Here is a 26,734-nt window from a genome sequence, read left to right as displayed (position 1 = left end):
TCTCCGCTGAGATGCCTTCGATGATCCTATCACGGGCGTGAAGATGCCGCAAAATCCTGCCGTGAACGCCCCTCGCCCTACCCTCTCCCCGCAAGCGGGGAGAGGAGAAGTAGGCGCAGAGCGAACCGCTCATCTCCTTCTCCCCGCGTGCGGGGAGAAGGTGCCGGCAGGCGGATGAGGGGCAGGACCCTGCCCCGTCACGATCAACCGACGATCAGCTCGGTCCACTTCTGGTTCAGCCAGTCCGACTTGGTCTGGTAGAGGTCATAGCGCGGCGTGATCGGCTCGATATCCGAGGAAACGGACGCGAATTCTTCCGCCGTCAGATCAAGCAGTTCGCGCTTGACCGTAGGCGCCGTACCGACCTTGCGCGACAGGGTCGCCTGGATCGACGGCTGGCACATGTAGTCGATGAACACATGCGCTTCTTCAGACTTGGTCGAAGCGCGAGACAGCGCCCAGCAACCCGAATCCTGAATGCCGCCTTCCTTCGGGAAAGTCGAACGAACCGGCTGGCCGTCGGCAGCGGCAAGGCCCGTAACGTCATGGTAATACTGACCCATCGGAATTTCGCCCGACTTCAGCGACTGCTCGAACTGCGCCTCATCACGATACCAGAGACGGACATTCGGCTTCACTTCGGCAAGTTTCTCCAGGACCTTGAGGATGCCCTCTTCGGTGTCGAGCGCATTGGTACCGCCAAAATGGGTCTTGGCCGTCACTTCCAGCAGGAAGGAGTTGGAAACCAGGGCCAGCAGGCCGAGCTTGTCCTCATTCGCCGGATCCCAAAGCGCGTTCCAGGAGGTTGGTGCTTCCTTGTAGACATCGGTATTGGTGACAAGTGTGATGTACCAGGCCACGGCACCGACGCCGGCAACGCGACCATCCGGGTACTTGTTGACGAAGCGGTCGATCAGGCCCGGGGCGTTCTTGATCTTCGCCATATCGATCGGCGCCCAGAGTTCGGTCGCCTGGCCCTTCAGCATCGCAACCTGCGACATCATCGAAAGGTCGGCCGGCGCCTGACCGGCCTTGGCGGCCTGCTCGAGCTGCACGAGCCAGGCCTCACCGGTCGGTTCGGCGATGGACTCAACGGCAATGCCGGTCGCCTTGGTGAACTCAGGGAAGATGTTCTTGTCGAACGAATCCTTGAAGTAGCCGCCATAGACGCCGATCTTGATCGACTTGTCCTGGGCGCGCAGGATCGACGGCATGGCGAGCGCGCCGGCAGCGGCGACCGAACCGGCCAGCACGCTGCGGCGGCTGATGGAAGTGGAGAGAATGTCTTTCATGGTCCTGTTCCCTTGTTGTGATCGGGCCGTTTCGCCCTTGTTGTGATGCCAGGCCGGTCATTCCGGCCCCTTGGGTTTCCTCAGCGTGCCTTGATCGCTGGACTGTAGACCATCAGGCTGAGGATTTCGAAGAGGATTTGTGCGCCGACATGCGCCGTGTTGTGGTTCGCGTCATATTGCGGCGCGACCTCGACCACATCGCCGCCAACAAGGTTCACACCCTTGAAGCCGCGAATGAGTTCCAATGCCTCGCGCGAGGTCAGACCACCGACTTCAGGTGTCCCCGTGCCGGGGGCCACGCTCGGATCGAGACTGTCGATGTCGAAGGAGAGATAGGTCGGGCCGTCGCCGATCACAGCCTTCGCCTTTTCGATGATGGCGGCAATGCCGAGACCGTTGATCTCCTCGGCATGAATGACGGTCATGCCGGACTCGTAGGAGAATTCCCAGAGATATTCGGCGGGTCCGCGAATGCCGATCTGGATCGTCCGGACAGGGTCGAGCACGCCGTCGAGCACCGCATTGCGGAACGGGCCGCCGTGGTGGAACTTCGTCTGGTCGAAGGCACCGCCGGTGTCGCAATGGGCGTCGATATGGATCATGCCGACGGGGCCATGCGTCTTCGCAATCGCCTTCATGATCGGATGGGTGATCGAATGGTCTCCACCAACAGAAAGCGGCAGCACACCCTGGCTCACCAGCTTCGTGTGATAAGCCTCGATATCGTCATGGCTCATCTCCAACCGGTAGCGGCTGGAAAACGGTACGTCGCCGATATCGGCAACCTTGAGATCGAAGACCGGCGCGCATTCGAGCACATGGTTATAGGGACCGATGCGATCGATCGCCCGCAAGGCGCGAGGCCCAAAACGCGAGCCCGGCCGGTTGGTGACGCCGAGATCCATGGGAACGCCGACAATCGCAACGTCGAGATCGCTGACGTCAGGATTGCGCTGGTCCACCTGACGATAAGGGGCAGACACGAAGGTCGGCACGCCGGCATAAGGGGCAGCCCGAGTGCCGTTCGAAAAGATCTTTTCGCCGACTTTGGCGAACTTCGGGTCGAAGATCTCGCCGGCTTTGTCGTTTCCGTATTTCTCGCGCAACGCCGCCAGACGCTTTTCGTCGAAGGTCATGTCTCGTTCCCAGTTCATGAACGATGTCGAAAACATCGTATATTTTTTCAGCACACGCCCTGTCTGCCTTTATTGCGAGCATTAATCCGCAATGGACTTGGAAAATCAATTCACGATGTTATAGCAATCGATGTGAGAAATTTTCACGGAGCTAAAGTCCTCAATGGCAAGCCGCCTGCCTCCACTCAACCCCTTGCGCGCCTTCGAGGCGGCCGCCCGGCGTGGCTCGATCTCGGCGGCAGCGCGGGAACTGAGCGTGACCCACGGCGCCATTTCGCACCAGATCAAGAGCCTGGAAGAGACGCTGAAGACGGCGCTCTTCGAACGTGGCGGCAAGCGACTGAAGCTCACGCCGCAAGGGGCACTGCTTCTGCCAGCCGTCACTCAGGCTTTTGATGGGATCGCGGCCGCTACCGCACTGATGAACCGGCCGTCCACCAGCGGCAATCTGCGCATTTCCTGCGTCCCTGCCCTCCTCTCGCTCTGGCTTGTGCCCCGCCTTGGCTCCTTTGTTGACCGCTATCCCGAGATCAGCCTGACGCTCACCTCCAGCAATGAGCCCAACCTGATCTATTCGCCGGATATTGACGTGGCTGTCCTTTACGGCTCCGGCGGTTGGAAGGATTGCTGGACGCGGCTATGGAGTACGTTCGAACTCTTCCCCGTCGTCAGCCCGACATTGCTCAATAGCCGTCCGCTGCGGTCCATCCGGGACCTGCGCGAGCATGTACTCTTGCATGGCGATGACGGACGCGAATGGTACAGCTGGCTCGCCGCAGCCGACCAACTGGATATGCCAAAGGCGCGCGAGCACTTCATGGGCGATGCACGGCTCTCCACCGAAGCCGCTCGCCACGGCCAAGGCGTAGCACTCGGTGACAGCATTACAGCATCGAGCCTGATCGCTGCCGGCGAGCTGATAATGCCCTTCGATCTCGCGGTTCCCGCACCCGATGCCTTCTATGTCGCTGCCCGCAATGATGTTCGCGCAGCCCCTATTGCCAAGGTCTTCATCGACTGGATGTTCGAGACGATTGAGGCCGAACGCGCGGCTCAGCCGCGTCCTGCCAGCCGGAGCCGTAGCCTGCCATCGCCCCGCCGGCGCAACACGAACAGCACAACCTCGCCCGTGGACGAGGGCGAATAACATCTAAGGATTTCGTCATGACAGCCGCCCGCTTCAACCCGCTCGTTGCCGAGCTTTCCGCCCCGCCTGTTCCCTCGGTCTTTGCCTGGGCACGCGCTTACAGCGGCTCGGCCGGCCCGATGATCGATCTCAGCCAGGCCGTTCCCGGCTACCCCCCGCATCCGGACCTCTTCGCCTGGCTCGCCGAGGCAGCGTCGGCCCGGGCGAATGCGGGTTACGGCCCAATCGAAGGGGAAACGCCGCTGCGCGAGGCCTATGCCACCGAGGTATCGCAGGTTTATGGCGCAGCGGTGAGCGCCGAGAATATTCACATCACCGCCGGCTGCAACCAGGCTTTCATGGCGGCTGCCATGGCGATCGCCGGGAACGGCGATGCAATTGCGCTGACGGACCCCTATTACTTCAACCAGGAAACAACGCTTGCCATGCTCGGCATCCGTCGTGAACTGATCCCGCTCGATGCAGCGTCTGGCTTTGTGCCCGAAATTGAAGGCATCGAGGCCGCACTGGCCAAAGGCGTAAAGGCCGTGGCGCTGGTCTCGCCGAACAACCCGACTGGCGCGATTTATCCCGCAACCCTGTTGCATCAGGCCTTCGAAGCCTGCCGCCGGGCTGGGGCATTCCTGATCCTGGACGAGACCTATCGCGACTTCCTGCCTGGCACTGATCGCCCGCATGATCTCCTGTCTATCCCCGGCTGGGAGGACAATCTGATCCTCCTCTATTCCTTCTCGAAATCCTTCTGCATTCCGGGGCATCGGCTGGGCGCGATCACGGCTGGCCCGAAAGCCGTATCGGAAATCGCCAAGGTCATGGACAATCTGCAGATCTGCGCGCCCCGCGCGCCCCAGGCGGCCGTCGCCAAGGCCATTCCGGCGCTCAGGGACTGGCGCGAGCAGAACCGCATCGAAATCCTCAAGCGCGCCGATACGCTGAGGCAGGTGATGACTGAACTTCCGGCCTGGAACATGGCCTCGCTCGGCGCCTATTTCGCTTTCATCCGACATCCGTTCCCGGGGAAGGATTCGGCAGAAGTTGCCGAACGTCTCGCCAAGAAGGCCGGCGTGCTCTGCATCCCCGGCGCCTATTTTGGCGACGACCAGCAAGACTATCTGCGCTTCGCCTTCGCCAATGCCGACAGCGAAACCATCGCCGGTCTTGTTGCCCGCCTCTCGACCTTCTCGATGGGCTGACGGATCATGGCACGACGAAACGTGGCAGTCATCGGCGGCGGCCCAGCAGGGCTGATGGCGGCGGAGCATCTGGCCGGACAGGGTCACGCCGTCACCGTCTACGACGCCATGCCGACGGTCGGGCGGAAGTTCATGCTGGCTGGAAAGTCTGGCCTGAACATTAGCCATGCCGAGGATTATGCCCGCTTTGTCACCCGCTATGGCGCAGCGAACGATCGGCTGCGTCCGGTGCTTGACCTGATGACGCCGGACGCGATCCGCAGCTGGGCCGCAGGGCTCGGCACGGAAACCTTTGTCGGCTCCTCCGGCCGCATCTTTCCAGTCGCGATGAAGGCCTCGCCCTTGCTACGCGCCTGGCTGAAACGGCTGGAGGATCTGGGCGTGACCATCCTGACCCGCCATCGCTGGACCGGATTTGACGGAAACGCACTGCGTTTCGAGACATCGGAAGGGATAAAGCACGTCACGCCAGATGCGACGCTGCTGGCACTTGGTGGCGCAAGCTGGCCGAAGCTGGGCTCGGATGCCGCCTGGGTTCCATGGCTGGAAGCCGAGGGCATTGCGATTACCCCCTTGCGCCCCGCCAATTGCGGCTTCGACTGCGATTTTTCAGAAAATTTCAACAGCCGCTTTTCCGGCCAACCGGTAAAATCCGTAAAAGCCACATCGGCCGCGGGCACCACCCAGGGCGAATTCGTCATCAGCCGCGGCGGCATAGAAGGCAGCCTGATCTATGCCCATTCTGCAGCACTCAGAGATGCGCTTGACCGGGATGGCCATGCCGCCTTGTCGCTTGATCTGACGCCCGGACGCACGGCAGAGAGACTGGCGACGGATCTCGCCCGCCAGGATCGCAAGGCGAGTCTTTCGACACGATTGAAAAAGGCCGCCAATCTCGATGGTGTAAAGATCGCACTGCTGCGCGAAGTCATCCCGGAGGCCAGTCATCTCGACGCCAGCGCACTCGCAAACCTCATCAAGGCTTTACCGCTCGCAGTCCACCGCCCGCGTCCGATTGCCGAGGCAATCTCGACGGCAGGCGGTGTTTGTTTGGACGCTCTTGATGCGCAGTTCATGCTGACATCACGACCCGGCACCTTTGTCGCTGGCGAGATGCTCGACTGGGAAGCACCGACAGGCGGCTATCTGCTCACGGCCTGCTTTGCCACCGGCATAGCTGCCGCCAATGGCATCGACCGCTGGCTGGCAGCCGGAGAGGCTTGAGCCTCAGCGGCTGGCAGTCTTGTGCGACGACCCCGGCTTGCGGAATTCGACCGTGGTCTTGGCAACCGGAATGCCGAACTTGGTGACCAATGCCGTGTTCAGCACGGTGCCATCCTCCCGCAAAACCATCTTATCCCAGAAATGTACCTTGTTGCCCTGCGTTTCCGGGCTCAGATAGACGAGGTAATTGAAGCGGGCGACCGGCCCGTTCAGCGTCACCTTGGTTTCGCCGATCACGTCTTCGCGGGTGCCGCTATAGGTGGTCGGGCTGGTCTTGGTGAACCGCCAGGTCTTGCGATCCTTGGTCCCGTCGTCGAAAACGAAGTCTTCGCGCAGCGTCAGCGTCTTGCCATCCCACTTTCCGGTGAGATCGACCGTGAAGCTGCGCTTCACGCCATTGATCGCACGGAACGAGCCGACCGCTTCCGTTCGACCGGTGAAATAGTCTTCAAAGGTGAATTTCTCGGCCGCCTGTCCGGTCGCGGGCAGTAGGCTGAGGGCAAGCCCGACCAGGGCAAAACTGATCTTTGGCATGGATACATCTCCATCATTGGCGCAGTTGTGCACCTAGTACGGAGAGGATGGCCCGCCGGATCTGGCATTGGCCCGGGAAACGCTTTCGTGAAGGCGAAGACCGCCTTCACGGTGCTTTTCAACCCGCCTGGCTCAAGAATTGTCGCGCTTATAGATCCAGTCGTGGTCCGGGTGGTTCTGGAAACGCCATTTGCGCAAGGGGCCCGCCATGACGTTGAGATAATACATCTCATAGCCATGCGGCACGCCGCAGGGATGATGCCCCTTCGGCACCAGCACCACATCACCATCGGAAACGGCCATGGTCTCGTCCAGCGAGCCATCCTCGGTGAAGACGCGCTGGAAACCGAAGCCCTGGGCGGGGTTCAGGCGGTGGTAATAACTCTCCTCGAGATAGGTCATCTCGGGGAAATTGTCCTCGTCATGCCGATGCGGCGGATAGGATGACCAGTTGCCTGACGGCGTGAAGACTTCCGTCACCAGCAGGCTGTCGGCAACATCGCGGTCTTCCATGGCAATCGGATAGATATGCCGGGTATTGGCACCCTTGCCGCGATCAACGAGCGAAATACCTTCAGGCCCGATCTGCTGCGCCTCGCGACCTGGCATGGCAGGCGCCGTGCAGATTGCCAGCACGCAGTCTGTTGTCGCCGTGGCTGACCAGTCGCTGCCAGCCGGCACATAAACGCAATGCGGCGGCGTCTTCTCGAAGACCGACATGCGGTCGCCAAGCGCGCCGAAGTTCTTGCCACCACCGGAGATCTCAGCCTTGCCCTCGACAAGCACCAGAATGACTTCCGTTTCACCGGTCTGCTCGGCAGCGCTTTCGCCCGCCTTCAGACGGTAGAGGCCGAAGCCGACATAGCCCCAACCGGCATCCGCGGGCGTAATGTCATGCACCTTGCCGGATGTGCCCGAAGGCTTGCGCAACAGATCGGTCATTCCTCGTCTCCCAAAATTCGGCGCTTACTCGCCATCAGGCCTTTCGGCTTCGGCAGCAATCCGCACCCGTTCGGCCTCCGCCTTGGCTTCGGCCTTCCTGATTGTGTGGTCATACATGAACAGCAATTCGTAACCGGCATAGAGGCCGGTAACTACAAAGATCATCGCCCAGCCGGTGGCCCCGTTCGAAAATTCCACCCCAGCCCAGGCCAGTGGAAAAACGGTGCAAAGGATGCGAATCCAGAGTGGCTTGAAGAAGGGATGGGTCGGATCGAGGATCTGGAATTTCAAGGCTTCGCTCCCGGCAGTCTTGTGAATGGGTCGCCTGCAATAGAGCCCAAATCCGTGCGCTGTCAAAACACGGGGCGGAGAGAAGTCCCCGCCCCGGCTGCAATTCAAATCAGGCCGGCGTCCTTGGCGAAGCCCTTGAGCGACTTCAGACCGAGGCTCTGATACTCGAACGGATTGCGCACGTCAGGATCCTGCTCGGCTTCGATGACCACCCAGCCCTGATAGCCGTGCTCGGCAGCGATCTTCAGCACCGGCGTAAAATTCACGCCGCCTTCGCTGTCACCGGGAACCGTGAACACGCCCCGGCGCACACCTTCGAGGAAGGACAGCTTTTCCTGGCGAACCTGATCGGCGATCACCGGACGCACGTTCTTGGCATGAATATGCCCGACGCGGCCCATGTACTTGCGTGCGACCGCTTCCGGGTTGCCGCCGCCGAAATAGCAATGGCCGGTATCGAGCAGCAGCTTGGCATGCGGGCCCGTGTGCTCCATCAGCTTGTCGATCTCGGCCTCGGTCTCGACAACCGTTCCCATGTGGTGGTGGTAGACGAGCGAAATGCCTTGGGCTGCCGAGAATTCGGCCAACGCCTCGACGCCCGCGCCAAACTTCGCCCAGTCAGCCTCCGCAAGCACCGGACGATCGGCAAGTGCCGTATCATCTGCGCCATGGATGGCGTTGGAGGTTTCGCAGACGATGATGACCTTGCAGCCCATCGCCTTCAGCACGTCGAGGAAGGGCTGCATGGCGGCCTTTTCTTCCTCGATCGTATTGGTCAGAAGGTTCAGCGAATGCCAGCCGGAGACGAACTTCAGGCCGCGCGGCTCAAGCACCGACTTGAGACCCGCCGGGTCGGTCGGCAGCTTGTGGCCCTTCTCGATGCCGTCGAAACCGATCTTGGCGGTTTCGTCCAGGCACTGTTCGAGGCTGATATGCGCGCCGAGGGTGCGATCGTCATCGTTCGACCAGGCAATCGGGTTGGTTCCGAAAAGGATCATGTTCAGTTTCTTTCCTTGAGAGCTGCCTCATAGCGGGCGCGGGCATCATTCACTTCGCTGCGGACCGAGACTTCCGGCACCGCGACATCCCACCAGTAGCCGCCGGCACCGGTCGTCGGATAAGGGTCGGTATCAATGACGATGACCGTGGTTTCAGTCGCTTCGCGGGCAGCGTCGAGCGCCGCTTCGAGTTCCGCAATGCTCGACACCTTCGTGGAACGTGCGCCCATCGCAGCAGTGTGGGCAACGAAATCGATGGCAATCGGATTGACGTTGGAATGCGCATAGAGGTTGTTAAACTCGGCGCCACCGGTCCCCATCTGCAGCCGGTTGATGCAACCGTAACCCCTGTTATCGGTGATCACGAGCGTGATCTTCACACCCATGCCGACGGCGGTGGCGAGTTCCGAATTCATCATCATGTACGAGCCGTCGCCGACCATGACGATGACATCGCGATCAGGCTCCGCCATCTTGATGCCGAGACCACCGGCAACCTCGTAGCCCATGCAGGAGAAGCCGTATTCCATGTGGTAGGAAAGCGGCAGTTTCGACTTCCACAACTGATGCAGTTCGCCCGGCATGGTGCCGGCGGCGCACATGACGACGGTGTTGTCGCGCGAGGCGCGTTGAACGGCGCCGATCACCTGCATGTCCGTTGGCAGTGAATTCGAATCCTGTGGCGCATCCGTAACCGCATCGGCCTTGGCGAACCACGCGGCCTTGAGGGCCGCATCGGGGGCGGCATAGGCGTGCGCGCCAAGCGCCGCCGAGAGCTTTTCGAGACCGACCTTTGCATCTGATGTCAGCGGGATCGCATCATGCTTGGCGCTGTCATAGGCTTGAACATTGAGCGCCAGGATGCGGCGATTGGGGTTCTTGAACAGCGCCCAGGAACCGGTGGTGAAGTCCTGGAAACGCGTGCCGACACCGATCACCAGATCGGCGTTTTCTGAAACGATGTTGGCGCTCTCCGCCCCGGTCACACCGACCGGACCAAAATTCAGGCTGTGATCCCAGGCAAGCGCCGACTTGCCCGCCTGTGTCTCGACGACGGGGACCTGATGTTTCTCGACGAAGGCCTTCAGTGTCTCTGTGGCGCCCGAAAAATGCACACCGCCACCGGCCACGATGACCGGGTTCTTGGCAGCCTTGAGTGCCGCGACGGCCGCCTCGAATTCACCGACATCCGGTTCCGGACGGCGAAAGCGCCAGACCTTCTTTGCAAAGAAACTCTCAGGATAGTCATAGGCTTCTGCCTGCACATCCTGGCAGAAGGCCAGCGTCACCGGACCGCAATCGGCAGGATCCGTCATCGTGCGAAAGGCGCGCGGCAAGGCGGTGAGCAACTGTTCCGGGCGGGTGATCCGATCGAAGTAGCGGGAAACAGGCTTGAAGCAGTCATTCACCGACATCGTGCCGTCGCCGAAATCCTCGATCTGCTGCAGGACCGGATCGGGGCCGCGATTGGCAAACACATCGCCGGGGATGAACAGAACCGGCAGACGGTTGACATGGGCAAGCGCTGCCGCAGTCACCATGTTGAGTGCGCCCGGGCCGATGGACGATGTCACCGCCATGGCGCGGCGGCGGCGCAACTGCTTGGCATAGGCGATTGCCGCATGCGCCATCGACTGCTCGTTCTGGCCGCGATAGGTCGGCAGCTCATGGCGAATGCCATGCAGCGCTTCCCCGATGCCGGCCACATTGCCGTGGCCGAAGATCGCCCAGACACCCGAGATATAGGTCTCGCCATCCTCGTTGAACTGATTGGCGAGGTACCGCACCATCGCCTGAGCGGCGGTCAACCGGATCGTTTTCATGCTCTCTCTCCCTCGGCGGCAACCGCCCTCGCTTGCGCCTTTGCCCGCGCCTCATCCCAGATGGCACAGAGGCTCCGGTAGCGTGCCGCCATATCCTCCACCGCTTCGGCATCACTGATGGTGCCGCTCAGCCACTTGCGCGCGGCATCGGCGAAGATCGTCCGCCCCACCGCAAAACCCTTCACCAGATCGAAGCCGGCCGCAAGCTGGAAGCTCTCTTCCAGCTCTGCCTGCGGTGCGTCGAGGCCGAGCACCACGATGCCACGCGTATGCTGGTCGTTGCGTTCAATTGCGGCGCAAGCATTGGCCCAGGACGCCGTTGTCTTCATCGGCTCCAGCTTCCACCAGTCGGGATAGACGCCGATTTCGTAGAACCGTTCGATGATCTTGGCGGTCGTCTCGTCGTCGCAAGCGCCGACCTTGGACGGGATGACCTCCAGCAGGAATTCCAGACGATTGCGACGTGCCGCATGGAAAAGACGCTGTACCGTCTTTTCCTGCTCCGCTTTCATCTCGGCCGTATCGTCCGGATGGTAGAAGCATAGAACCTTGACGACATGTTCGAGCGGCCACTCGACCAGCCCGCCGAAATCAGGACCGATCTCCGGCTCCAGCGTCAGGGGCCGCGATCCCGGCCATTCGACCGGACGTCCGATCCAGAGGCCCGTTCCGGCGGCGCGGTAAAGCGCATCGCGCCCGACCCGGCTGTCGCAAAGCAGACCATAACCCGGTTGCCCCGCCGAAACACCGAGTGCCGCGTCGAGGCAGAGGTTCTTGAAATCACCGATCCGGTCGTCGGAAACGCCGGCTTCCTTCGCCATGGCTTCAAGCTGCATGCGATGGTCAAAGGCGAAAACCCGCATGGTCGACCAGTCACCCTTGCGGTTGGTCGACCAGTGCACCTGCTCCAGCGCCTCGTCCTTGCGCAGCGCCTTGTTCTTGATCCCGGTGCGGAAGAAATATTGCAGCTCTTCCCAGCTTGGATAGGCGGGTGTGCAGCCGTGGCGCGAGACGGCAAAGGCGCCGCAGGCATTGGCAAATTTGAGGCTCGTCGGCCAGTCTTCGCCAGTCAGCCAGCCCTTCAGCAGACCGGACATGAAGCCGTCGCCAGCGCCAAGCACGTTGAACACCTCGATCGGGAACCCTTCGCCGGTCTGGCCGTCATCGAGACTGTCGGGAATGGCATCTTCGAACACGACCGCGCCCATCGGCCCGCGTTTGCAGACCAGCGTGGCCGGCGAGACCTGACGAACGGCACGCAGGGCCTCGATCGTATTGGTTGAGCCACCGGCGATATGGAATTCTTCTTCGGTACCGACGATCAGGTTGAACAGATGGAGCGTCGACTGCAGCTTGGCCGTGACCTTGGCTGACTCGACAAACCGGCTTTCGCCATCGCCATGACCAGCCAAACCCCAGAGGTTCGGGCGGTAGTCGATATCGAGCGCGGTCAGACCACCGGACTGGCGAGCAATTTCCAGCGCCTTCAGCACGGCCTGCTCCGTGCGCGGATGGGAAAGATGTGTACCGGTCGCACAAACGCAGCGCGCCTCGGCGACGAAATCCGGGTCGATATCGTCTTCCGACAACGCCATGTCAGCACAGTTCTCGCGATAGAAGATCAACGGAAACTGGTGTTCGTCGCGAATGCCGAGCAGGACCAGTGCCGTTAGGCGCTCCTTGTCCGTCTTGACGCCGCGCACATCGACCCCTTCGCGGACCAGCTGTTCGCGAATGAAGCGACCCATATGCTCGTCGCCAACACGCGTGATCAGCGCCGACTTGAGGCCGAGCCGGGCTGTGCCCGCGGCGATGTTCGTCGGCGAGCCGCCAATATATTTGTTAAAGGAGGCCATATCCTCCAGCCGTCCACCAACCTGAGCCCCGTAAAGGTCCACAGATGAACGACCGATCGTGATCAGATCGAGCGAAGCCAAGTCTATTCCTCCCTACAATACGAGGTCTCCCGCCCCGCCTCGCGACCGCTCGCAACATTTGGAACGGCCATCATCAAAATGGACTATAAATTCTATTTTTGAGGATTTCAATACGGATGTTCAATCTTCCTGCCGCTTTGTACCCACCGCGACTGCCAGTGTGATGGCGAGGCAAAGCGTCGCAGAAAGTGAGCGAAACGCGCCAAAATCGACTTCCGAAACCGAAAGCAAGGTGGCATCCGTGCGCATGAGCGGACCAACGACCGTATCGGTCACGGCGACGACGGGCATGCCGCGGGCACATACCTGCTCCACGAGCTCCAGGGTCTCCGCCGAATAGGGCGAGAAGGTCACCGCAAGCAGTGCATCCCCATCCCGGATCGAATGATGATTATCGAGCCGCCCGACGATGCTGTGCAGCACGGCCGGAACGCCCATTTTTTCGAAGGCATAGGCCAGATAACTCGCAACGGGGAACGAACGGCGAAGGCCGATGATGTGAATGGTCTGCGCACCGGCCAGGGCCTCAACGGCGGCTTCCAAGGCCTGGGGATCAACGCTGTTCACCAGATTTTCAAGCGAAAGCCGTCCGGCCTCGACAAATTCGGCCAAAAGGGCCGATGGCGTGCCCTCCGCTTTTTCGCGCAGATGCTCCAGCCGTGTCGAATAGTCCGGCCAGCCGCCAACATAGCTCTCGCGAAATAGCTTCTGCATGCCGGAAAAGCCGGAAAAGCCCATGATCTGGCAAAAGCGCATGAAGGCCGACGGCTGGACGCCTGCCCCTTCTGCCATCTCGGCCACCGTGGAAACTGCGATGCGATCCCGGTTCGCCGCGACATAGTCGGCGCATTGTTTCAGGCGCTTCGGCAGTGCCGTCGAGACCTCCAGCAATTTCTCCTCGAAGGCCTTGATCGTCTGTGGCCCGCCAACATCATTCATCGCGTCATCCCGTGTTCAGCCATACTTGACAGCACCTTTGCCAGTGACTAGCAAAATAGAACGTATATTCCAAATCGCGGCATTTGCCAGCAAGAAATGGAATGGTCGCTAGGCCCGAACTGGGACCGGCAGTAACGAGGGCCACCGATGGCGGTGGCATAGGGAGGATTGATCATGGTCACGAAACTGGCGCTTCTCGGCGCAGGTCGTATCGGCAAGGTGCATGCAAAGGCCATCGCGGAGGACAAGCGCGCCAAGCTCGTGGCGGTCGCGGACGCCTTCGCCGAGGCGGCGAACGCCATTGCGGCCCAGACAGGCTGCGCGGTGAAGACGATCGAGGAGATCGAAGCCGACAAGGACATCGATGCCGTCATCATCTGCACCCCGACCAACACCCATGCCGACCTGATCGAACGTTTCGCCAAGGCCGGCAAGGCGATCTTCTGCGAAAAGCCGATTGATCTGGACGTTGCCCGCGCCAAGGCCTGCCTCGAAACGGTGCGCGCCGTCGGCGGCAAGGTCATGCTTGGCTTCAACCGCCGCTTCGACCCGCATTTCCAGGCCGTCCGCAAGGAAATCGACAAGGGCACGATCGGCAAGGTCGAGATGGTCACCATCACCAGCCGCGATCCGGGCGCCCCGCCGGCCGAATACATCAAGGTTTCCGGCGGCATCTTCCGCGACATGACCATCCACGACTTCGACATGGCGCGCTTCCTGCTTGGCGAAGAGATCGAGACCGTTCAAGCCTCGGCCTCTGTGCTCGTGGATCCGAAGATTGGCGAACTGGGTGACTATGACAGCGCCTCGCTGATCCTGACGACGAAGAGTGGCCGCCAGGCGATCATCTCCAACTCGCGCAGGGCCTCCTACGGCTACGACCAGCGCATTGAAGTCCACGGTTCGCTGGGCTCGGTTTCTGCTGAAAACCAGCGCCCGGTCTCGATCGAAGTCGCCAGCAAGGACGGTTACACTCGCCCGCCGCTGCATGACTTCTTCATGACCCGCTACACGGCGGCTTATGCGGCTGAAATCTCCGCCTTCATCGACGCACTCGACAATGGCACGCCGATGGCACCCTCGGCAGAAGACGGGTTGATCGCCCTGGCGCTGGCCGACGCTGCCGTGAAGTCCGCCAAGGACAAATCAGCCGTAACGATCGCCTACTGACCAAAAACACAGGCCCGCGCCACCGCAAGGAGGCGCAGAATGGAAACGCCGCCCGAACCTCCTCGGGCGGCGTTTTCCGTTTCGCTACAGGTCCAGCAAGGATGGCCTCAGACGGCGAGCTCGCGCCGCTCGACTTCGGTCAGCATGGCCAGATCGAGGATCTTCTGCAGGTCTGCCGCGTGGCGGAAGCTCGGCTCCTGCATATGGCCCGAACGAATCGCGGCGATGAACTTCTGATAGTTCGTTTCGACCGGATCGACCTCGATTTCGCGCCAGACCGCCTTTTCGACATCCTCCTGCAGGCAGGCTCTGAGGGAGGAATCCTCAAGCGTATGGATGACCTCCAGGGCGCCCTTGTCGCCATGCACCCGGAGCCGCAGCTCATTCAGGTGTCCCGTGGCCCAACGACTGGCATGCACAACGCCCATCGCGCCATTGGTGAACTCAGCCGTCATGGTGAAGCTGTCATTGGCATCGAGATCGTATTCGCCGATCCGATTGCCCGGCGCCTTCTCGAAGGTCTTCAGCCGTGCAAAGACATGGTCGATATCGGTCGCGGCCCCGAAGCCAGCAAAGTCGAGGATGTGGATGCCGACATCGCCCAGCACGCCGTTCGAGCCATGCTTGGTGGACAGCCGCCACAGCCATTGGCTTTCGGTTGCCCAGTCGCCCCAGGCCTTGGAGACGAGCCAGCTCTGCAGATAGGAGGCCTCGATGTGGCGAACCTTGCCGATTTCACCGTCCAGGACCAGCTGGCGGGCCTTCTGCACCTGCGCCACATTGCGGTATGTCAGGTTGACCATGTTGACGAGCCCCGACGCTTCCGCCGCCGTCGCCATTTCATCGGCCTTGGCATAATTCTCGGCCAGCGGCTTCTCGCACATCACATGCTTGCCAGCCGCAATCAGCTTCAGCGTGGTTGGATGATGCACACGGTCGGGCGTGACATTGGTGACCGCGTCGAATTCACCCCAGGCAATCGCCTCGTCGAGCGACGTGAAGGTATTGGGGATGCCATGCCGGGCAGCAAAACCGCGCACTGTCGCCAGGTCGAGATCAACAGCCGCGACAAGCTGCACATCCGATATCGTCGAGAAATTCATCGCATGGCTGTTTGCCATGCCGCCGGTCCCGAGGATCAGAAGACGAATGGGGGCAGTGCTCATTTGTAGCCTTCCTCCCCGGCCTGATGCAGGCGCGGACCGCGCTCCGTGATCGGCTCCAGCGCCTCTTCAACCGGAACATTCGGCGCCTCATGCACGGCCGAATAGCGCGGCATCGGATTGTAGGCCCACTTCACGCCATTGCGGATGACCTGCTGGACCGTCGCATCGTGATAGGTCGGATAGGTTTCATGGCCGGGACGGAAATAGAAGATATTGCCCGCACCGCGACGCCAAGTGAGACCCGAACGGAAGATCTCACCGCCGGCAAACCAGGAGATGAACACCGTCTCCAGCGGTTCGGGAACGGAGAAGAACTCGCCGTACATTTCCTCGTTTTCAAGTACGAAATTCTCCGGGATACCGGCTGCAATGGGATGGCCCGGATTGACCGTCCAGATTCGCTCACGCTCGCCGGCCTCGCGCCATTTCAGCGCGCAGGGCGTGCCCATCAGCCGTTTGAAAGGCTTGGAGAAATGGCCGGAATGCAGGACGATGAGCCCCATGCCTTCCCAGACCCGTTTCGCCACGCGCTCGACGATCTCGTCGGAGACTTCGCCATGCGCCTTATGGCCCCACCAGATCAGCACATCGGTCTCGGCAAGCCGCGCCTCTGAGAGGCCATGCTCCGGCTCCTGCAGGGTGGCCGTCGTGGCTTCGATCCCCTCCCCCTTGTTGAGCGCTGCAGCAATCGTGGAATGCATACCCTCGGGATAGATCTCGCGCACGACGGCGTTTTCCCGCTCGTGAATATTCTCTCCCCAGACAACCGTTCGGATCGTCATCTGACGCCTCCCTGACTTTGATTTTCCATACTGTGCTCATTCTCCGGCACGCGACTGCACCATCGCTTCCAAATTTGAAAGCGCTTTGGCTGGCGCAAGCTGACAAAAAACCACCGACCTGTCAAACCCTCGAAGAGGCTCCGGGCGAAACTGTCGCAGCGCAATATCAGCAAGCTACGCCACTCCATCCAGGCACATGAACACCATCAGGAATGAGGGATGCAACTGAACCAAAATTGCAACCGCTTTGGCAAACAGGATCCCACGCTTGCCAGCTGGCGCGGGCGCATGGGATAAGCGGGGCGAAAAGACCAACCCCAGAAGCGAGAGCAACGGCACCACGGATGAAGCTGAAGGAATTCGCAGAGCATATCGGCCTGTCGCCGACCACCGTCAGCCGCGCCTTGAGCGGCTATCCGGAGGTCAGCGAAGCCACGCGCAAGCGGGTGTCGGAAGAAGCCGCCCGGCTCGGCTATCGCCCGAACGTCAATGCCGTCAGGCTGGCGACGGGTCGCGCCGGCGCGATTGGCGTGGTGATGACCAAGGTTGGCGACTATCAGTTCTCCGAATTCATGAGCGGCATGGCTGAGCGACTGAGCGGCAGTGATATCGACATCCTGCTGACGCCGATGGCTGAACACGAAACCACGGATGAATTGCAGATCTATCGGCGGCTTGCCCAGAGCCGCCGCGTCGATGCCGTGGTCATCCACTCGCCCCGCCCCAATGACCCGCGCATTGCCCTGCTCCATCAGCTGAAACTGCCCTTCATCGTGCATGGGCGTTCCGAAACCGATGTGCCGCACGCCTGGCTCGACATTGACAATGAAGGCGCGATCCGCCGCTCGACGGACCATCTTCTCGACCTTGGCCATCGCCGCATCGTCATGATCAATGGCCGCGAGGGCCTGACATTCACGCTCGATCGCGACCGTGGATATCAGACGGCGCTTGCCGAACGCGGCATCGCCTTTGACCCGGGGCTCGTCAGCCACGCGGAATTCACTGACGAGCAGGGCTTCCGCATCGCCCGCGCACGGCTCGCTGACCACCCCCGGCCAACCGCCTTCATCGCCGGTTCGATGATGACGGCGCTCGGCATCTACAGGGCCGCACGTGCCATGAACCTCACCGTCGGCAAGGACGTCTCCGTCATCGCGCATGACGACGTTTTTCCCTATCTGACCGCCGACAACATGGCGCCCGCCCTGTCGGCGACGAGGTCCTCGATCCGCGCAGCCGGACACCGCATCGCCGATCTCCTCTTGCAGATGCTGGAAGGGCGCGAGGCAACTGAGATTGCCGAACTCTGGCCAGTCGAGCTGATCCTGCGCGAATCCTCCCGCGCAGCACCCAGGGAAACTTCCGCATGATTGACGGACGCGCCAAAGCCGAGGTGGTCGTGATCGGTCACGTCAACCACGACCGCATCTGGCGGCTGAACGAAACACTGCGCTCAGGCGCTCGGATTGCCTGGCACAGCCGCGAAACGCGCCTTGGCGGCGGTGGCTATTTCACCGGGCGACGGCTGTTGCAGCTCGGGCATCCGGTAACGCTGATCTCCAACCTGATGGACGATGCGGCCGGCGATCAGGCATTCGCAGATCTGGCAGCCGAAGGTTTCGACACCTCGCTGATCACCCGACGCGAGGGCGAGACCGATTTCGCCGATATCCTGCTCGACCCGGAAGGTGAACGCACCATCCTGTCAAGCGAGCGCCGCCTGTCGCGGAGCTTCGTCCTCGATAAGCCTGTCTCTGCCGCCGCCTTTTATGTCAACGCCCATCGCCTGCCCGAAGCTGCCATCACCTCCCTGTCGCAGGCGAGGCTTTCCGTTTCACAATTGCCGCTGAGGGATGCGGGGCCACGCCCGGCAGATGTCGTGGTCGGCTCGAAGGCGGACCTGCCAGAGCATTCGATCAAGGATATCTGGCAGCTCGCCCATGCGCTCTCTGGCGAACGCCTGCGCCATCTCGTGATGACAGATGGCCCGGCGGCCATGGTGATCTACGACGGGGCGCACGAACGGCGCGTGCCGGTCACCGAGCAGGTTTCCGTCCGCGACACGATCGGCGCCGGCGACAGTTTCAGTGGCGCGCTGATCGACGGCCTCCTTCGTGAGATGGAGATTGCCGAGGCGGCGCGCCATGCGTCATCCCTCACAGCACGATGGCTGGAACAGCGCGAACAGGGCGCCGACCCGATAGTTGCCGCAGAATCAACATCATAACTCCCCTTTTTTGAGGCCTACCTGGAACCGATCCTGTCACCCGTGAGTTTGTGGGTGCCTAACGGAGGATGGTATGACCGATACTGATTTCACCTGGACCGTTCCAGTCGAACTACAACTGCCTTGCGGCCTGACCAGACGCTTTCTCAATGCTTATGATGCCCTTGATTTTCTCGACGCCGAATGGCCGACCCGCCGTGGCGACGCCTATGCACGCGCCATCCGCCTTTGCCGCATAGCGCTTCGCAGCCCACGCGCCACGGAACTTGCCCGCGCAGCCTTTATCGCCGCCGGTGAAGAGACCGGCATGCGTCAGTGCTATGACCTGCGCCGCCAGCCAAGCTTTCGCCCTTCCGGCCGCGCGGTCGCCTGAAATTTCAACGAACTGAGAGACGAAGAGAGGACGCCATTCGCCGAAGCGAATGGCGTCAGATTACGGCGCGACGAGCAGCGCCACCGGCTGCGGCCCCAGCACTTCGCGGAGCGAAAGCCTCGACCCCGGACCGATCCGGCGTCCCGTCAACACATCGCGCCACTCGGTAGTTTCGAGATCATCCGGCAGATCAATGCCCGTATCCCCCCAGAACTCACTTGCCTCCAGACCAGCGCATGATGTTTGCATCAACAGGGGAAGCCTGATTGCAATGGTGAGCAAGGTATACCCCCCATGACGGCGCGCGAAGGCGACGACATGCTGCTGGCGTGCGCCCACGGCCTGAAGCGGCGTATAGGTACCTTCGCTAAAAAGCAGCGGCTCGTCATGCCGAAGACGCAGCCCCCGGGCGATCAGCGCCTGCTTGGCCCGACCCGTTGCAAGGGCATGGGGATCTGTCAGTACCGGGACCGCATCCACTTCGAAGTCTCCCACCGCCTCGAACGCTGGCGGGCGCCTGTTATCCGGATCGACAAAGCTGAAATCCAGCACTTCGCTGCCCTGGTAGATATCAGGAATACCGGGTGCTGTGAGCTTGATGGCCGTTTGGGTCAGGCCATTTATCAGACCCGCAGCCATGATCGGCTGAATTTCACCGACAAAATCCTTCAAGAATTCAGGACGATCGAGAAGAGCCCGCGCGTAGTCGGCAACGGCGCTCTCGTAGTCTTCATTGACATCGGCCCAGTCACTGCGCAGCTTCGCCTCGCGCATGGATTTTTCGAGGAAAGCGACAAAGCGGTCGCAAAAGGCCGCAACGCCATCTCGGTCATCAGCCGCAAGATTGATGGGCCAATGCCCGACCAGCGACTGATAGATCATCCATTCGAGGCGGGGCTCAGGCGCCGCATCGCCATTCACAGAGCGGAGGGCTGGCCGGTTCATGGCGCGCCATTTCTCGACCAAGGTCGCAAATCGGGGCGCATCTTCTGCAAGGGCAAACAGTCGTGCCCGCGCATCCTCACCCCGCTTGGTGTCGTGGGTGGACGATGCCGAAAGACCGTGAGGCTGGCGCTCCGAACGCCGCGTCATCTCGGCATGAAAATGGTCAAGTCCCGCCATTGGTGGCTCCAGTTCGCCCCCAACTTCATTCAGCGCCAGACATTCCACATGTCGGAAGAACAGTGTGTCTTCGAGCGCCTTTGCCATCAGCGGTCCGGTCAATTGCTGAAAACGCCGCCGCAATTCTGCAGCGCGCACCGGATCACTGGCATCGCCATCGCCCTTCAACAGTGTCACCAGGGCGGATGCTGCCTCGCGTTCAACAGCAGAAAGCTCCCTTTCGGCCGCCGCAAGCACCGCATCGAGAAGTTCGCCGTCCGCAGCGGATAGACCCGTTTGCGTGCCGTAGCTTCGATAGCGCGGAAAGGCGACGAGCAGTTCCTCCAGCCCCCTGCGCAGCGGCCCAGCTTCACAGCCGAGAAGCCCACATGCAAGACGAAGGACCGCATCCACTTCGCCTGCAAAATTGACCCGGACCATGCGAAGCTTGGCCTCGCGCATCTCCGTCGCCACATCGACCGTAGTCCCGCAGATCGCCTCATAGCCTTGCCGCATAGCCAGAAAGCCAGCCCTGTCGAGCAGAACCGGCACTTCGGCTGCGATGAACTCATATCCGGTGGAGCCCTCAACCGGCCAGGCTGCGGGCAGATCCTCACCGGGGGCGAGGATTTTCTCAACGAAGATTGGTATGTCACGTCCAACAGCATCCCGCAGACGCTGGAGATAGGCCGCCGGATCCGCAAGCCCGTCGACGTGATCGATCCGCAAGCCCTGAACCAAGCCGGCGCCCACCATATCCAGCACCGCTTGATGGGCCGCCGCAAAAACAGCCTCATCCTCGACCCTCAGGCCAACGAGACCGGCAATTTCGAAGAAGCGTCGGTAGTTCAGCCCCTTGGCGGCTTCCGTCCAGGCTATCAGCTGCCATGGCTGGCGGTTGTGCAGGGCGATGAGGAATGCAGGGTCTGCCGAGCGCTCTGCAAGCGCCTGCTGGAGCACCTCAAAATCAGGGCTCTCGCACAAGCCCGACACGGCGGCATGAAACTCTTGCGCGCGATCCGCCGAAGCTGCCTTCCCGAGGGCGGCAAGCTCTGCTGCGAGGCCCGTTTGAAAGCCGTCGAGTGCAAATGGATACGTGTCGGGAAGGAGCGGATAGCCACTGTCGATGTAACGCAGAACAAGAGTGCCTCGCTCCCGATCGAGATCAAGTGCCAGATCGCCATTCGCCACCGCATCGTCGAAGGAGGCTCCGAGAAATGGCAAGGTCAGCCGACGGTTCCAGTCTATGTCAAAGTAATGGGAAAACGGGCTCGCCTCGCCCCATTCGATCACGCTGCGCCACCACGGGTTTTCAAGGCTCGCAGCCATATGGTTCGGCACAATGTCGAGGATCAGGCCCATGCCATTGCTTTTCAAGACGCGAGCCAATGCCTCAAGACCCTGGCGTCCGCCAAGCGTCGGATCAACGAGGTTCGCGTCGGTGACATCATAGCCATGCGTCGACCCGTCCGTCGCCGCAAAGATCGGAGAGGCGTAGAGATGACTGATCCCCAGTCGCCTCAGGTAAGGAACGAGGCTCGCGGCGCGCTCAAAGTCCATACCCCCGCGAAATTGCAGGCGATAGGTCGAGACAGGAACTGACATGGATATTCCTTGGAAAAGGCAGTTGCGGATATCACCGACAAACGCCCGAGCCGGCGATTTGTTTCCGCCCAGAACAAAGGGCCCGGCCCCGCCTTTACTCTATTTGAACAGATTTCGCTCAAGAGACGGCAGTTGCTACGCAAGCGAACTTTAAAAGCGCAAGTATTACCCAGAATTATTCAAGACCTTTTTTGGTCACTCATTTAACAGATCCGCATTTTCCAATATGTTGGATATGAGGCTGATTCGAGAAAGTCTCGCGAGCTAAATGACTTAGCTGGGGATGCGGACATGACGGACAATACCGATATCGAGACCTGGGCCATGGTCCGGGCGCAGCAGATCGTGATGCAGCAAGGCGCCAATCTTGTGGTTGCCGCGCAACGCCTCGATCACAAGAAAACCACCGCCAATACCTATGCACTGAGGGCTGCGATTGCGCATTGCCTGATGGAAGCACTCTCCGTTCCCTCTCCGGAGGTGATCGGCAGCATGCAGGCTCAGGCTTCGCGCCACAGCGCCTGACACGCGCCTCGCAATGCTATGGCAGCTTTGGCGGAAGCTGCCATGCATTGCCGAGGATGAGGTCATATTCCGGCGGTTCGAAGGCCTCAAAGCCACCGCCGGGATAGAGGGTTAGTTCCCCGACAAACAGCCCCTCGTCCGTGTCGAAGAAATCCACCCGGACGAAATCCAGATCGTGCACGAGGCGCTCCGCCAACGACACCATCAGGTCAAGGGTGTCAGGCTTCGGCAACTCGCCCGGATAGGGTGCGTAATAATCGGGATCATAGAACGGCAAGCGCTCCCATGAGCGCGAATAGGTGGCGGAATAGCCGCGGTCATCGACGCGGGTATCGACGATCACATGGGACACCACGCCGTTGAACACGAAGCAGCGATAGTCCCACGGCACGCCGCCGTCTTTGCTCAATAGCTTCTCGACAACAATCTTGCGCTCGACCTGAGAATAGGCCCATTCGCGATTATAGCGCGCATGATCGGTTGCGAGCCATGCCGGGCCGGGATCATCGATCACCAGGGCGTCGACATCCGCCTGTGTATACAGAAACCGCCCGAGGCCGCTCGCGTGGTTTGGCTTCATCACGGCGGGCAACGGGATCTTCGACCAGTCGGCGTCATGAAGGTTCGTGCCGGCCCAATAGGTCGGAATGACATGCTGAGCGCCAATACGATCGGCGATGAACTCCTTCACCGCCAGCTTGTCGACCAGCTTACCATAGAGTGGATTGCGATGGTGGAGCTTGCGATACTGGACCTTCTCGCTGAAGGTTCGAGGCGCGTCGAGCCGTGGCCATGCACCCTTCATGCTCCAGAATTTCAAGGCGATATAGGGCCTGTCCGGCAAGGGCGCGATCAGTCGCCAGAAAATGCGTTTCATCAGAGAGAGCAGCGAGCTCTGCTCGTAGCCCGATCGGATAAAACTCTCTTTGCGTGGTTCGCTCACCGTGAACTCCCGGACCGGCCTCCCAGATCGGCTGCGCCCTCAGCTATTGTCGTCCAGATCTTGTCGCATCCCGACGTTAAGATTGTCGAACCGGCGCGCACTTTGCGCCAAAACAGAAAACGCCGTGCCTGCGAAGCAGGACACGGCGCCTCCTGGGAGGATCCGGTCGGAGATGGCGGCCCGAACGGGCCGCCCCGCGGTCAGATCGGGAGTTCTGCGGCAAGCTTTGCCCGACGCTTGGCACGCCAGCCGAGGATGAGCGGCAGGAAAGCGACGAGGATGGCAAGCGCCCAGAGGATGAGCGAGATCTTGCTCTGGAACAGGATGGAAACGTCACCACCGCTGATCGCCAGCGCATTGCGCAAGTTCACTTCCATGACTTCACCCAGGACATAGCCAAGGATGATCGGCGCCATGTCGAAGCCCGCCTTGCGCAAGAGCCATCCCGCAATACCGATGGCAAGCATCAGATAGATCGCAAAGACCGAGGCATGGGTGGAATAGACACCGATGACCGAGAGTACGAGGATGCCCGGAACCAGGATCCAGTTCGGCATGGTGAGCACGCGGGCAAAGATATTGACCAGCGGCAGATTGAGCGCGAGCAGGATGAAGTTGCCGACGAAGAGCGAGGCGACAAGACCACCGACGATCTCGGGACGCTCGACGAGCAGCATCGGACCCGGCTGGATGTTGTAGAGCATCAGGGCGCCGAGCATGACAGCGGTCGTGCCCGAACCGGGTACGCCAAGCGTCAGCATCGGTACGAAAGCGCCGGCAGCTGTTGCGTTATTGGCAGCTTCAGGAGCCGCCAGACCGCGAACGTCACCCTTGCCGAAGGTGCCTTCCGTATCGGAAAAGCGCTTTTCGGTGGTGTAGGACACGGCACTCGAAACCGAGGCACCGGTTCCCGGCAGAACGCCGACGATGAAGCCGATGATCGAACCACGGATCGTCGCACCCATGCTGAACATCACGTCGGAGAACTTCGCCGTCATGCGGCCGAGTTCGCGGATGACCGTAACGCCCTTCGTCTGGTGCTCGAGGATGAGCATGGCTTCCGAGATCGAGAAGAGACCGATGACAAGCGTGACAAACTCGATGCCATCGCCGAGTTCCGGCTCATTGAAGGTGAAGCGATAGGCGCCCGAGGTGGCGTCGAGGCCGACAGTCGCCAGCATCAGACCGAGCGTGCAGCCGATCAGCGTCTTGACAGGCTGCGACCCGACCATGGAACCGAGCGTTGCAAAGGCGAAGACCATCAGCACGAAGTATTCAGCCGGACCGAAACCGATTGCCAAACCGGACAGGACAGGCGCAAAGAAAGCAAGTCCGATGACCCCGATGATGCCGCCCACAAAGGACGCGATCCCGGAAAGCGCCAGCGCTTCGCCGGCCCGGCCCTGTTTTGCCATCGGATAGCCGTCCATCGCCGTCATGACTGCCCCGGCATCCCCGGGCACATTGAGCAGAATGGACGAGATACGACCGCCATATTCGGCGCCGCAATAGACGGAAGCGAGCAGGATCATCGTGCTTTCGGCGGGAAGGCCCATCGAATAGGCGATCGGCATCAGAAGCGCGATCCCGTTGATCGGGCCGATGGCCGGCAAAGCGCCGACGAGCGTGCCGATAAAGCAGCCGATGAAACCAATCAGCAGGTTTTGCCAGGTGAGAGCAACGCCGAAGCCCTGCCAGAGATAATCGAAATCCATGGGATATGTCCTTTCAGGTCAGGGCGACGGTCAGCCGAAAATGGCGCCGGTCGGCAGATAGACCTCGAGCAAGAAGGAGAAGATGAACCACCAGAGCGCTGCGTGAACAACTGCGCCAATGATCGAGAGTTTGGCCGATGCGCCGAACAACCAACCGGTGACGGCCGTCAGAACGAAGATCGAAGCCGCAAATCCGAGTGGTTCAAGCAGCGCAACGCTGATGATCAAGGTCAGCGGAATGGCCAGGATGCGCACAAGCGATTTGCCTGTCGGAAAGCTTTCGGCCGATCCTGGAAACTTCATGTAGATCAGCCCGAACAGGCCGAGCAGGATGGCGAGCATAACCGGGACAAAGCGCGGTCCAAGCGGATCGGAGGAGAAGGCATATTCGATCCGGCTACCGCCGATGCCATAGGCGACGGCAAGACCAAGCAGGACGATGGCGCTGATCCGGCCGATAAGGTGATGGGTTCTGGTATTTTCCGACATGTATTGCTCCCAGCAGCCGGCATTTGCCGCGACATCGATCGGCGGCAGGTCCGAATTCATGAGGCCGGCTTTGTGGATCCGGCATTGGTGGAGGGATCAGCCCCCCGGCGCGTTAAGGCCGGGGGATAGTCGATGCCACCCCAACGAGCGGCATCGCCTGTGACATCAGAGACCGGCTTCCTTGGCCAACGTCTTGAACTTCGCCACATCGGCCTTGACGCGATCGTCGAATGCCTGACCGATCAGGGTGAATTCGAACAGGCCGCGATCCTGCCGTTCCTTGGCGAATTCCGGCGTCTTGCTCATCTCTTCGAGGGCCTTGACCCAGAAGTCATAGTCGGCGGCGCTGACATCCTTGCCGACATAGTAACCGCGCCAGACCGGCCATTCGATATCGAAGCCAGCTTCCTTGGCTGTCGGGATTTCGGCAAGTTCGCCCGGCAGGCGATCCGGCGACATGACGGCGAGAATGCGGACCTTGCCGGCCACATGGTGCTTGCCCATTTCGGCCGCATCTCCGGCACCAATCTTGACATGGCCGCCTTCGAGTGCGGTCAGAACCGCGCCGCCGCCTTCAAGCGCTACATAGCGCATGTCCTTCGGCTCATGGCCCGCAGCCTTGGCAATCAGCGAACCCTTCATCCAGTCCTGCGAACCGACGGCGCCACCGCCGGCAATCGCGAAGCTCGAAGGATCAGCCTTGTAGGCTTCAACGAGTTCGGCCATCGACTTGTAGGGCGAGTCTGCTGCAACAACGATGACGCCATAGTCGGCACCGAGTGCGCCAAGCCAGCGTACGGCGTTTTCGTCATACTGACCAAACTTACCCTGGGCGATCAGCAAAGCCGAACCGGACGATGCAGCCGTGATGAGATTGCCGTCGCTGCCGCGCTTGCCGATCACATGATTGTAGGCCACCGCGCCGACGCCGCCTTCCATGTAGGTAACAGCCATGGGCTCGGAAATCTTCTTGGTCGCCAGAAGCGCATTCGCAGCCAGGCGGCAGGTCAGGTCGAAACCACCGCCAGGCTTGGCGCCGGCCAGGCATTCCGGCTTTGTCGGCTCGGCCATGGCGCTGCCACCTGCAACGAGCGTTACGACGGCCGCACCGGCCAGCATCTTCATCATGGTATGGATCATTGTATTCTCCCGAGTTTGAAACACCCGGAAAACCCTCTC

Annotated in this window: 24 protein-coding genes; 8 read left to right on the top strand and 16 right to left on the bottom strand. The window is 60.9% G+C overall.

The genetic code is table 11. The features are described from left to right. Nucleotides 1-203 precede the first annotated feature (203 nt). Complete coding sequence (locus tag ACSV9I_RS10270) at nt 204-1,292, bottom strand: ABC transporter substrate-binding protein (RefSeq protein WP_438328771.1); 1,089 nt, start codon at nt 1,290-1,292, stop codon at nt 204-206. 80 nt (nt 1,293-1,372) lie between these two features. Further along, entirely contained in the window at nt 1,373-2,428 is a 1,056-nt protein-coding gene (gene speB / locus ACSV9I_RS10265; RefSeq protein WP_054157373.1) for an agmatinase, read from the bottom strand. Between the two features lie 163 nt (nt 2,429-2,591). On the opposite strand from speB, the gene ACSV9I_RS10260 reads away from it, so the two are divergent. Genes ACSV9I_RS10260 through ACSV9I_RS10250 form a run of 3 tightly spaced genes read left to right on the top strand, consistent with a single transcriptional unit; the run spans nt 2,592 to nt 5,992 of the window. Then, on the top strand, nt 2,592-3,575 hold the full coding sequence (locus ACSV9I_RS10260; RefSeq protein WP_438328770.1) for a LysR substrate-binding domain-containing protein: 984 nt from the start codon (nt 2,592-2,594) through the stop codon (nt 3,573-3,575). Nucleotides 3,576-3,592: 17 nt separating this feature from the next. Beyond that, nucleotides 3,593-4,768, top strand: coding sequence for an aminotransferase (locus ACSV9I_RS10255; RefSeq protein WP_438328769.1), 1,176 nt, complete (start codon nt 3,593-3,595; stop codon nt 4,766-4,768). A 6-nt stretch (nt 4,769-4,774) separates the two neighbouring features. Beyond that, nucleotides 4,775-5,992 carry a TIGR03862 family flavoprotein gene (locus tag ACSV9I_RS10250; RefSeq protein WP_438328768.1) on the top strand — a complete coding sequence of 406 codons (1,218 nt, stop codon included), beginning with the start codon at nt 4,775-4,777 and terminating at the stop codon, nt 5,990-5,992. A 3-nt stretch (nt 5,993-5,995) separates the two neighbouring features. On the opposite strand, the gene ACSV9I_RS10245 is transcribed toward ACSV9I_RS10250, so the two are convergent. The 7 genes from ACSV9I_RS10245 to ACSV9I_RS10215 all read right to left on the bottom strand — a co-directional run bounded on the left by ACSV9I_RS10245 (nt 5,996) and on the right by ACSV9I_RS10215 (nt 13,456). Next, a complete protein-coding gene (locus ACSV9I_RS10245) occupies nt 5,996-6,526 on the bottom strand; it encodes a DUF3833 family protein (protein WP_054156955.1) in 531 nt (176 codons plus the stop codon). 132 nt (nt 6,527-6,658) lie between these two features. Next, entirely contained in the window at nt 6,659-7,468 is an 810-nt protein-coding gene (iolB, locus tag ACSV9I_RS10240; RefSeq protein WP_438328767.1) for a 5-deoxy-glucuronate isomerase, read from the bottom strand. Between the two features lie 24 nt (nt 7,469-7,492). Then, on the bottom strand, nt 7,493-7,759 hold the full coding sequence (locus ACSV9I_RS10235) for a hypothetical protein (RefSeq protein ID WP_438328766.1): 267 nt from the start codon (nt 7,757-7,759) through the stop codon (nt 7,493-7,495). A 104-nt stretch (nt 7,760-7,863) separates the two neighbouring features. Beyond that, a complete protein-coding gene (iolE, locus tag ACSV9I_RS10230; protein WP_438328765.1) occupies nt 7,864-8,757 on the bottom strand; it encodes a myo-inosose-2 dehydratase in 894 nt (297 codons plus the stop codon). A gap of 2 nt (nt 8,758-8,759) precedes the next feature. Then, nucleotides 8,760-10,580 carry a 3D-(3,5/4)-trihydroxycyclohexane-1,2-dione acylhydrolase (decyclizing) gene (gene iolD, locus ACSV9I_RS10225; protein ID WP_438328764.1) on the bottom strand — a complete coding sequence of 607 codons (1,821 nt, stop codon included), beginning with the start codon at nt 10,578-10,580 and terminating at the stop codon, nt 8,760-8,762. Beyond that, on the bottom strand, nt 10,577-12,517 hold the full coding sequence (locus tag ACSV9I_RS10220; RefSeq protein WP_438328763.1) for a bifunctional 5-dehydro-2-deoxygluconokinase/5-dehydro-2-deoxyphosphogluconate aldolase: 1,941 nt from the start codon (nt 12,515-12,517) through the stop codon (nt 10,577-10,579). The genes iolD and ACSV9I_RS10220 overlap by 4 nt, the downstream gene beginning before the upstream one ends. Nucleotides 12,518-12,637: 120 nt before the next feature. Continuing rightward, complete coding sequence (locus ACSV9I_RS10215) at nt 12,638-13,456, bottom strand: MurR/RpiR family transcriptional regulator (RefSeq protein WP_438328762.1); 819 nt, start codon at nt 13,454-13,456, stop codon at nt 12,638-12,640. A 174-nt stretch (nt 13,457-13,630) separates the two neighbouring features. Between ACSV9I_RS10215 and iolG the strand changes: the two genes are divergently transcribed. Next, nucleotides 13,631-14,626, top strand: a complete 996-nt coding sequence (gene iolG / locus ACSV9I_RS10210) for an inositol 2-dehydrogenase (RefSeq protein ID WP_438328761.1) — start codon at nt 13,631-13,633, stop codon at nt 14,624-14,626. A gap of 107 nt (nt 14,627-14,733) precedes the next feature. Here iolG and ACSV9I_RS10205 read toward each other — a convergent pair whose 3' ends face one another. Next, nucleotides 14,734-15,792: a Gfo/Idh/MocA family protein gene (locus tag ACSV9I_RS10205; protein WP_438328759.1), complete on the bottom strand. Its 1,059-nt coding sequence runs from the start codon at nt 15,790-15,792 to the stop codon at nt 14,734-14,736. Further along, nucleotides 15,789-16,574: a ThuA domain-containing protein gene (locus ACSV9I_RS10200; RefSeq protein ID WP_438328758.1), complete on the bottom strand. Its 786-nt coding sequence runs from the start codon at nt 16,572-16,574 to the stop codon at nt 15,789-15,791. Before ACSV9I_RS10200 ends, ACSV9I_RS10205 begins: the two co-directional genes overlap by 4 nt. Before the next feature lie 344 nt (nt 16,575-16,918). On the opposite strand from ACSV9I_RS10200, the gene ACSV9I_RS10195 reads away from it, so the two are divergent. The 3 genes from ACSV9I_RS10195 to ACSV9I_RS10185 all read left to right on the top strand — a co-directional run bounded on the left by ACSV9I_RS10195 (nt 16,919) and on the right by ACSV9I_RS10185 (nt 19,177). Continuing rightward, nucleotides 16,919-17,947, top strand: coding sequence for a substrate-binding domain-containing protein (locus ACSV9I_RS10195; protein WP_438328757.1), 1,029 nt, complete (start codon nt 16,919-16,921; stop codon nt 17,945-17,947). Continuing rightward, nucleotides 17,944-18,804, top strand: coding sequence for a PfkB family carbohydrate kinase (locus ACSV9I_RS10190; protein WP_438328756.1), 861 nt, complete (start codon nt 17,944-17,946; stop codon nt 18,802-18,804). The genes ACSV9I_RS10195 and ACSV9I_RS10190 overlap by 4 nt, the downstream gene beginning before the upstream one ends. 73 nt (nt 18,805-18,877) lie before the next feature. After that, nucleotides 18,878-19,177 (top strand): DUF982 domain-containing protein, encoded by a 300-nt coding sequence (locus tag ACSV9I_RS10185; protein WP_438328755.1) that lies wholly within the window; start codon nt 18,878-18,880, stop codon nt 19,175-19,177. Between the two features lie 60 nt (nt 19,178-19,237). On the opposite strand, the gene treY is transcribed toward ACSV9I_RS10185, so the two are convergent. Next, entirely contained in the window at nt 19,238-21,883 is a 2,646-nt protein-coding gene (gene treY / locus ACSV9I_RS10180) for a malto-oligosyltrehalose synthase (protein ID WP_438328754.1), read from the bottom strand. Between the two features lie 291 nt (nt 21,884-22,174). Between treY and ACSV9I_RS10175 the strand changes: the two genes are divergently transcribed. Continuing rightward, nucleotides 22,175-22,408 (top strand): hypothetical protein, encoded by a 234-nt coding sequence (locus ACSV9I_RS10175; protein ID WP_054156941.1) that lies wholly within the window; start codon nt 22,175-22,177, stop codon nt 22,406-22,408. A gap of 16 nt (nt 22,409-22,424) precedes the next feature. Here ACSV9I_RS10175 and ACSV9I_RS10170 read toward each other — a convergent pair whose 3' ends face one another. The 4 genes from ACSV9I_RS10170 to ACSV9I_RS10155 form a co-directional block, all read right to left on the bottom strand. Next, nucleotides 22,425-23,351: an ATP-grasp fold amidoligase family protein gene (locus ACSV9I_RS10170; protein WP_438328753.1), complete on the bottom strand. Its 927-nt coding sequence runs from the start codon at nt 23,349-23,351 to the stop codon at nt 22,425-22,427. Nucleotides 23,352-23,551: 200 nt separating this feature from the next. Then, a complete protein-coding gene (locus tag ACSV9I_RS10165; protein WP_438328752.1) occupies nt 23,552-25,066 on the bottom strand; it encodes a tripartite tricarboxylate transporter permease in 1,515 nt (504 codons plus the stop codon). Nucleotides 25,067-25,096: 30 nt separating this feature from the next. Then, nucleotides 25,097-25,615: a tripartite tricarboxylate transporter TctB family protein gene (locus ACSV9I_RS10160; protein ID WP_438328751.1), complete on the bottom strand. Its 519-nt coding sequence runs from the start codon at nt 25,613-25,615 to the stop codon at nt 25,097-25,099. 105 nt (nt 25,616-25,720) lie between these two features. Beyond that, on the bottom strand, nt 25,721-26,695 hold the full coding sequence (locus ACSV9I_RS10155; protein ID WP_245281382.1) for a Bug family tripartite tricarboxylate transporter substrate binding protein: 975 nt from the start codon (nt 26,693-26,695) through the stop codon (nt 25,721-25,723). Nucleotides 26,696-26,734: the final 39 nt, after the last annotated feature.

The organism is Rhizobium sp. G187, assembly GCF_051549525.1.
In the GTDB taxonomy this organism is placed as follows: Bacteria; Pseudomonadota; Alphaproteobacteria; order Rhizobiales; family Rhizobiaceae; genus Allorhizobium.
This window is presented reverse-complemented; position numbering and strand designations above follow the sequence as displayed.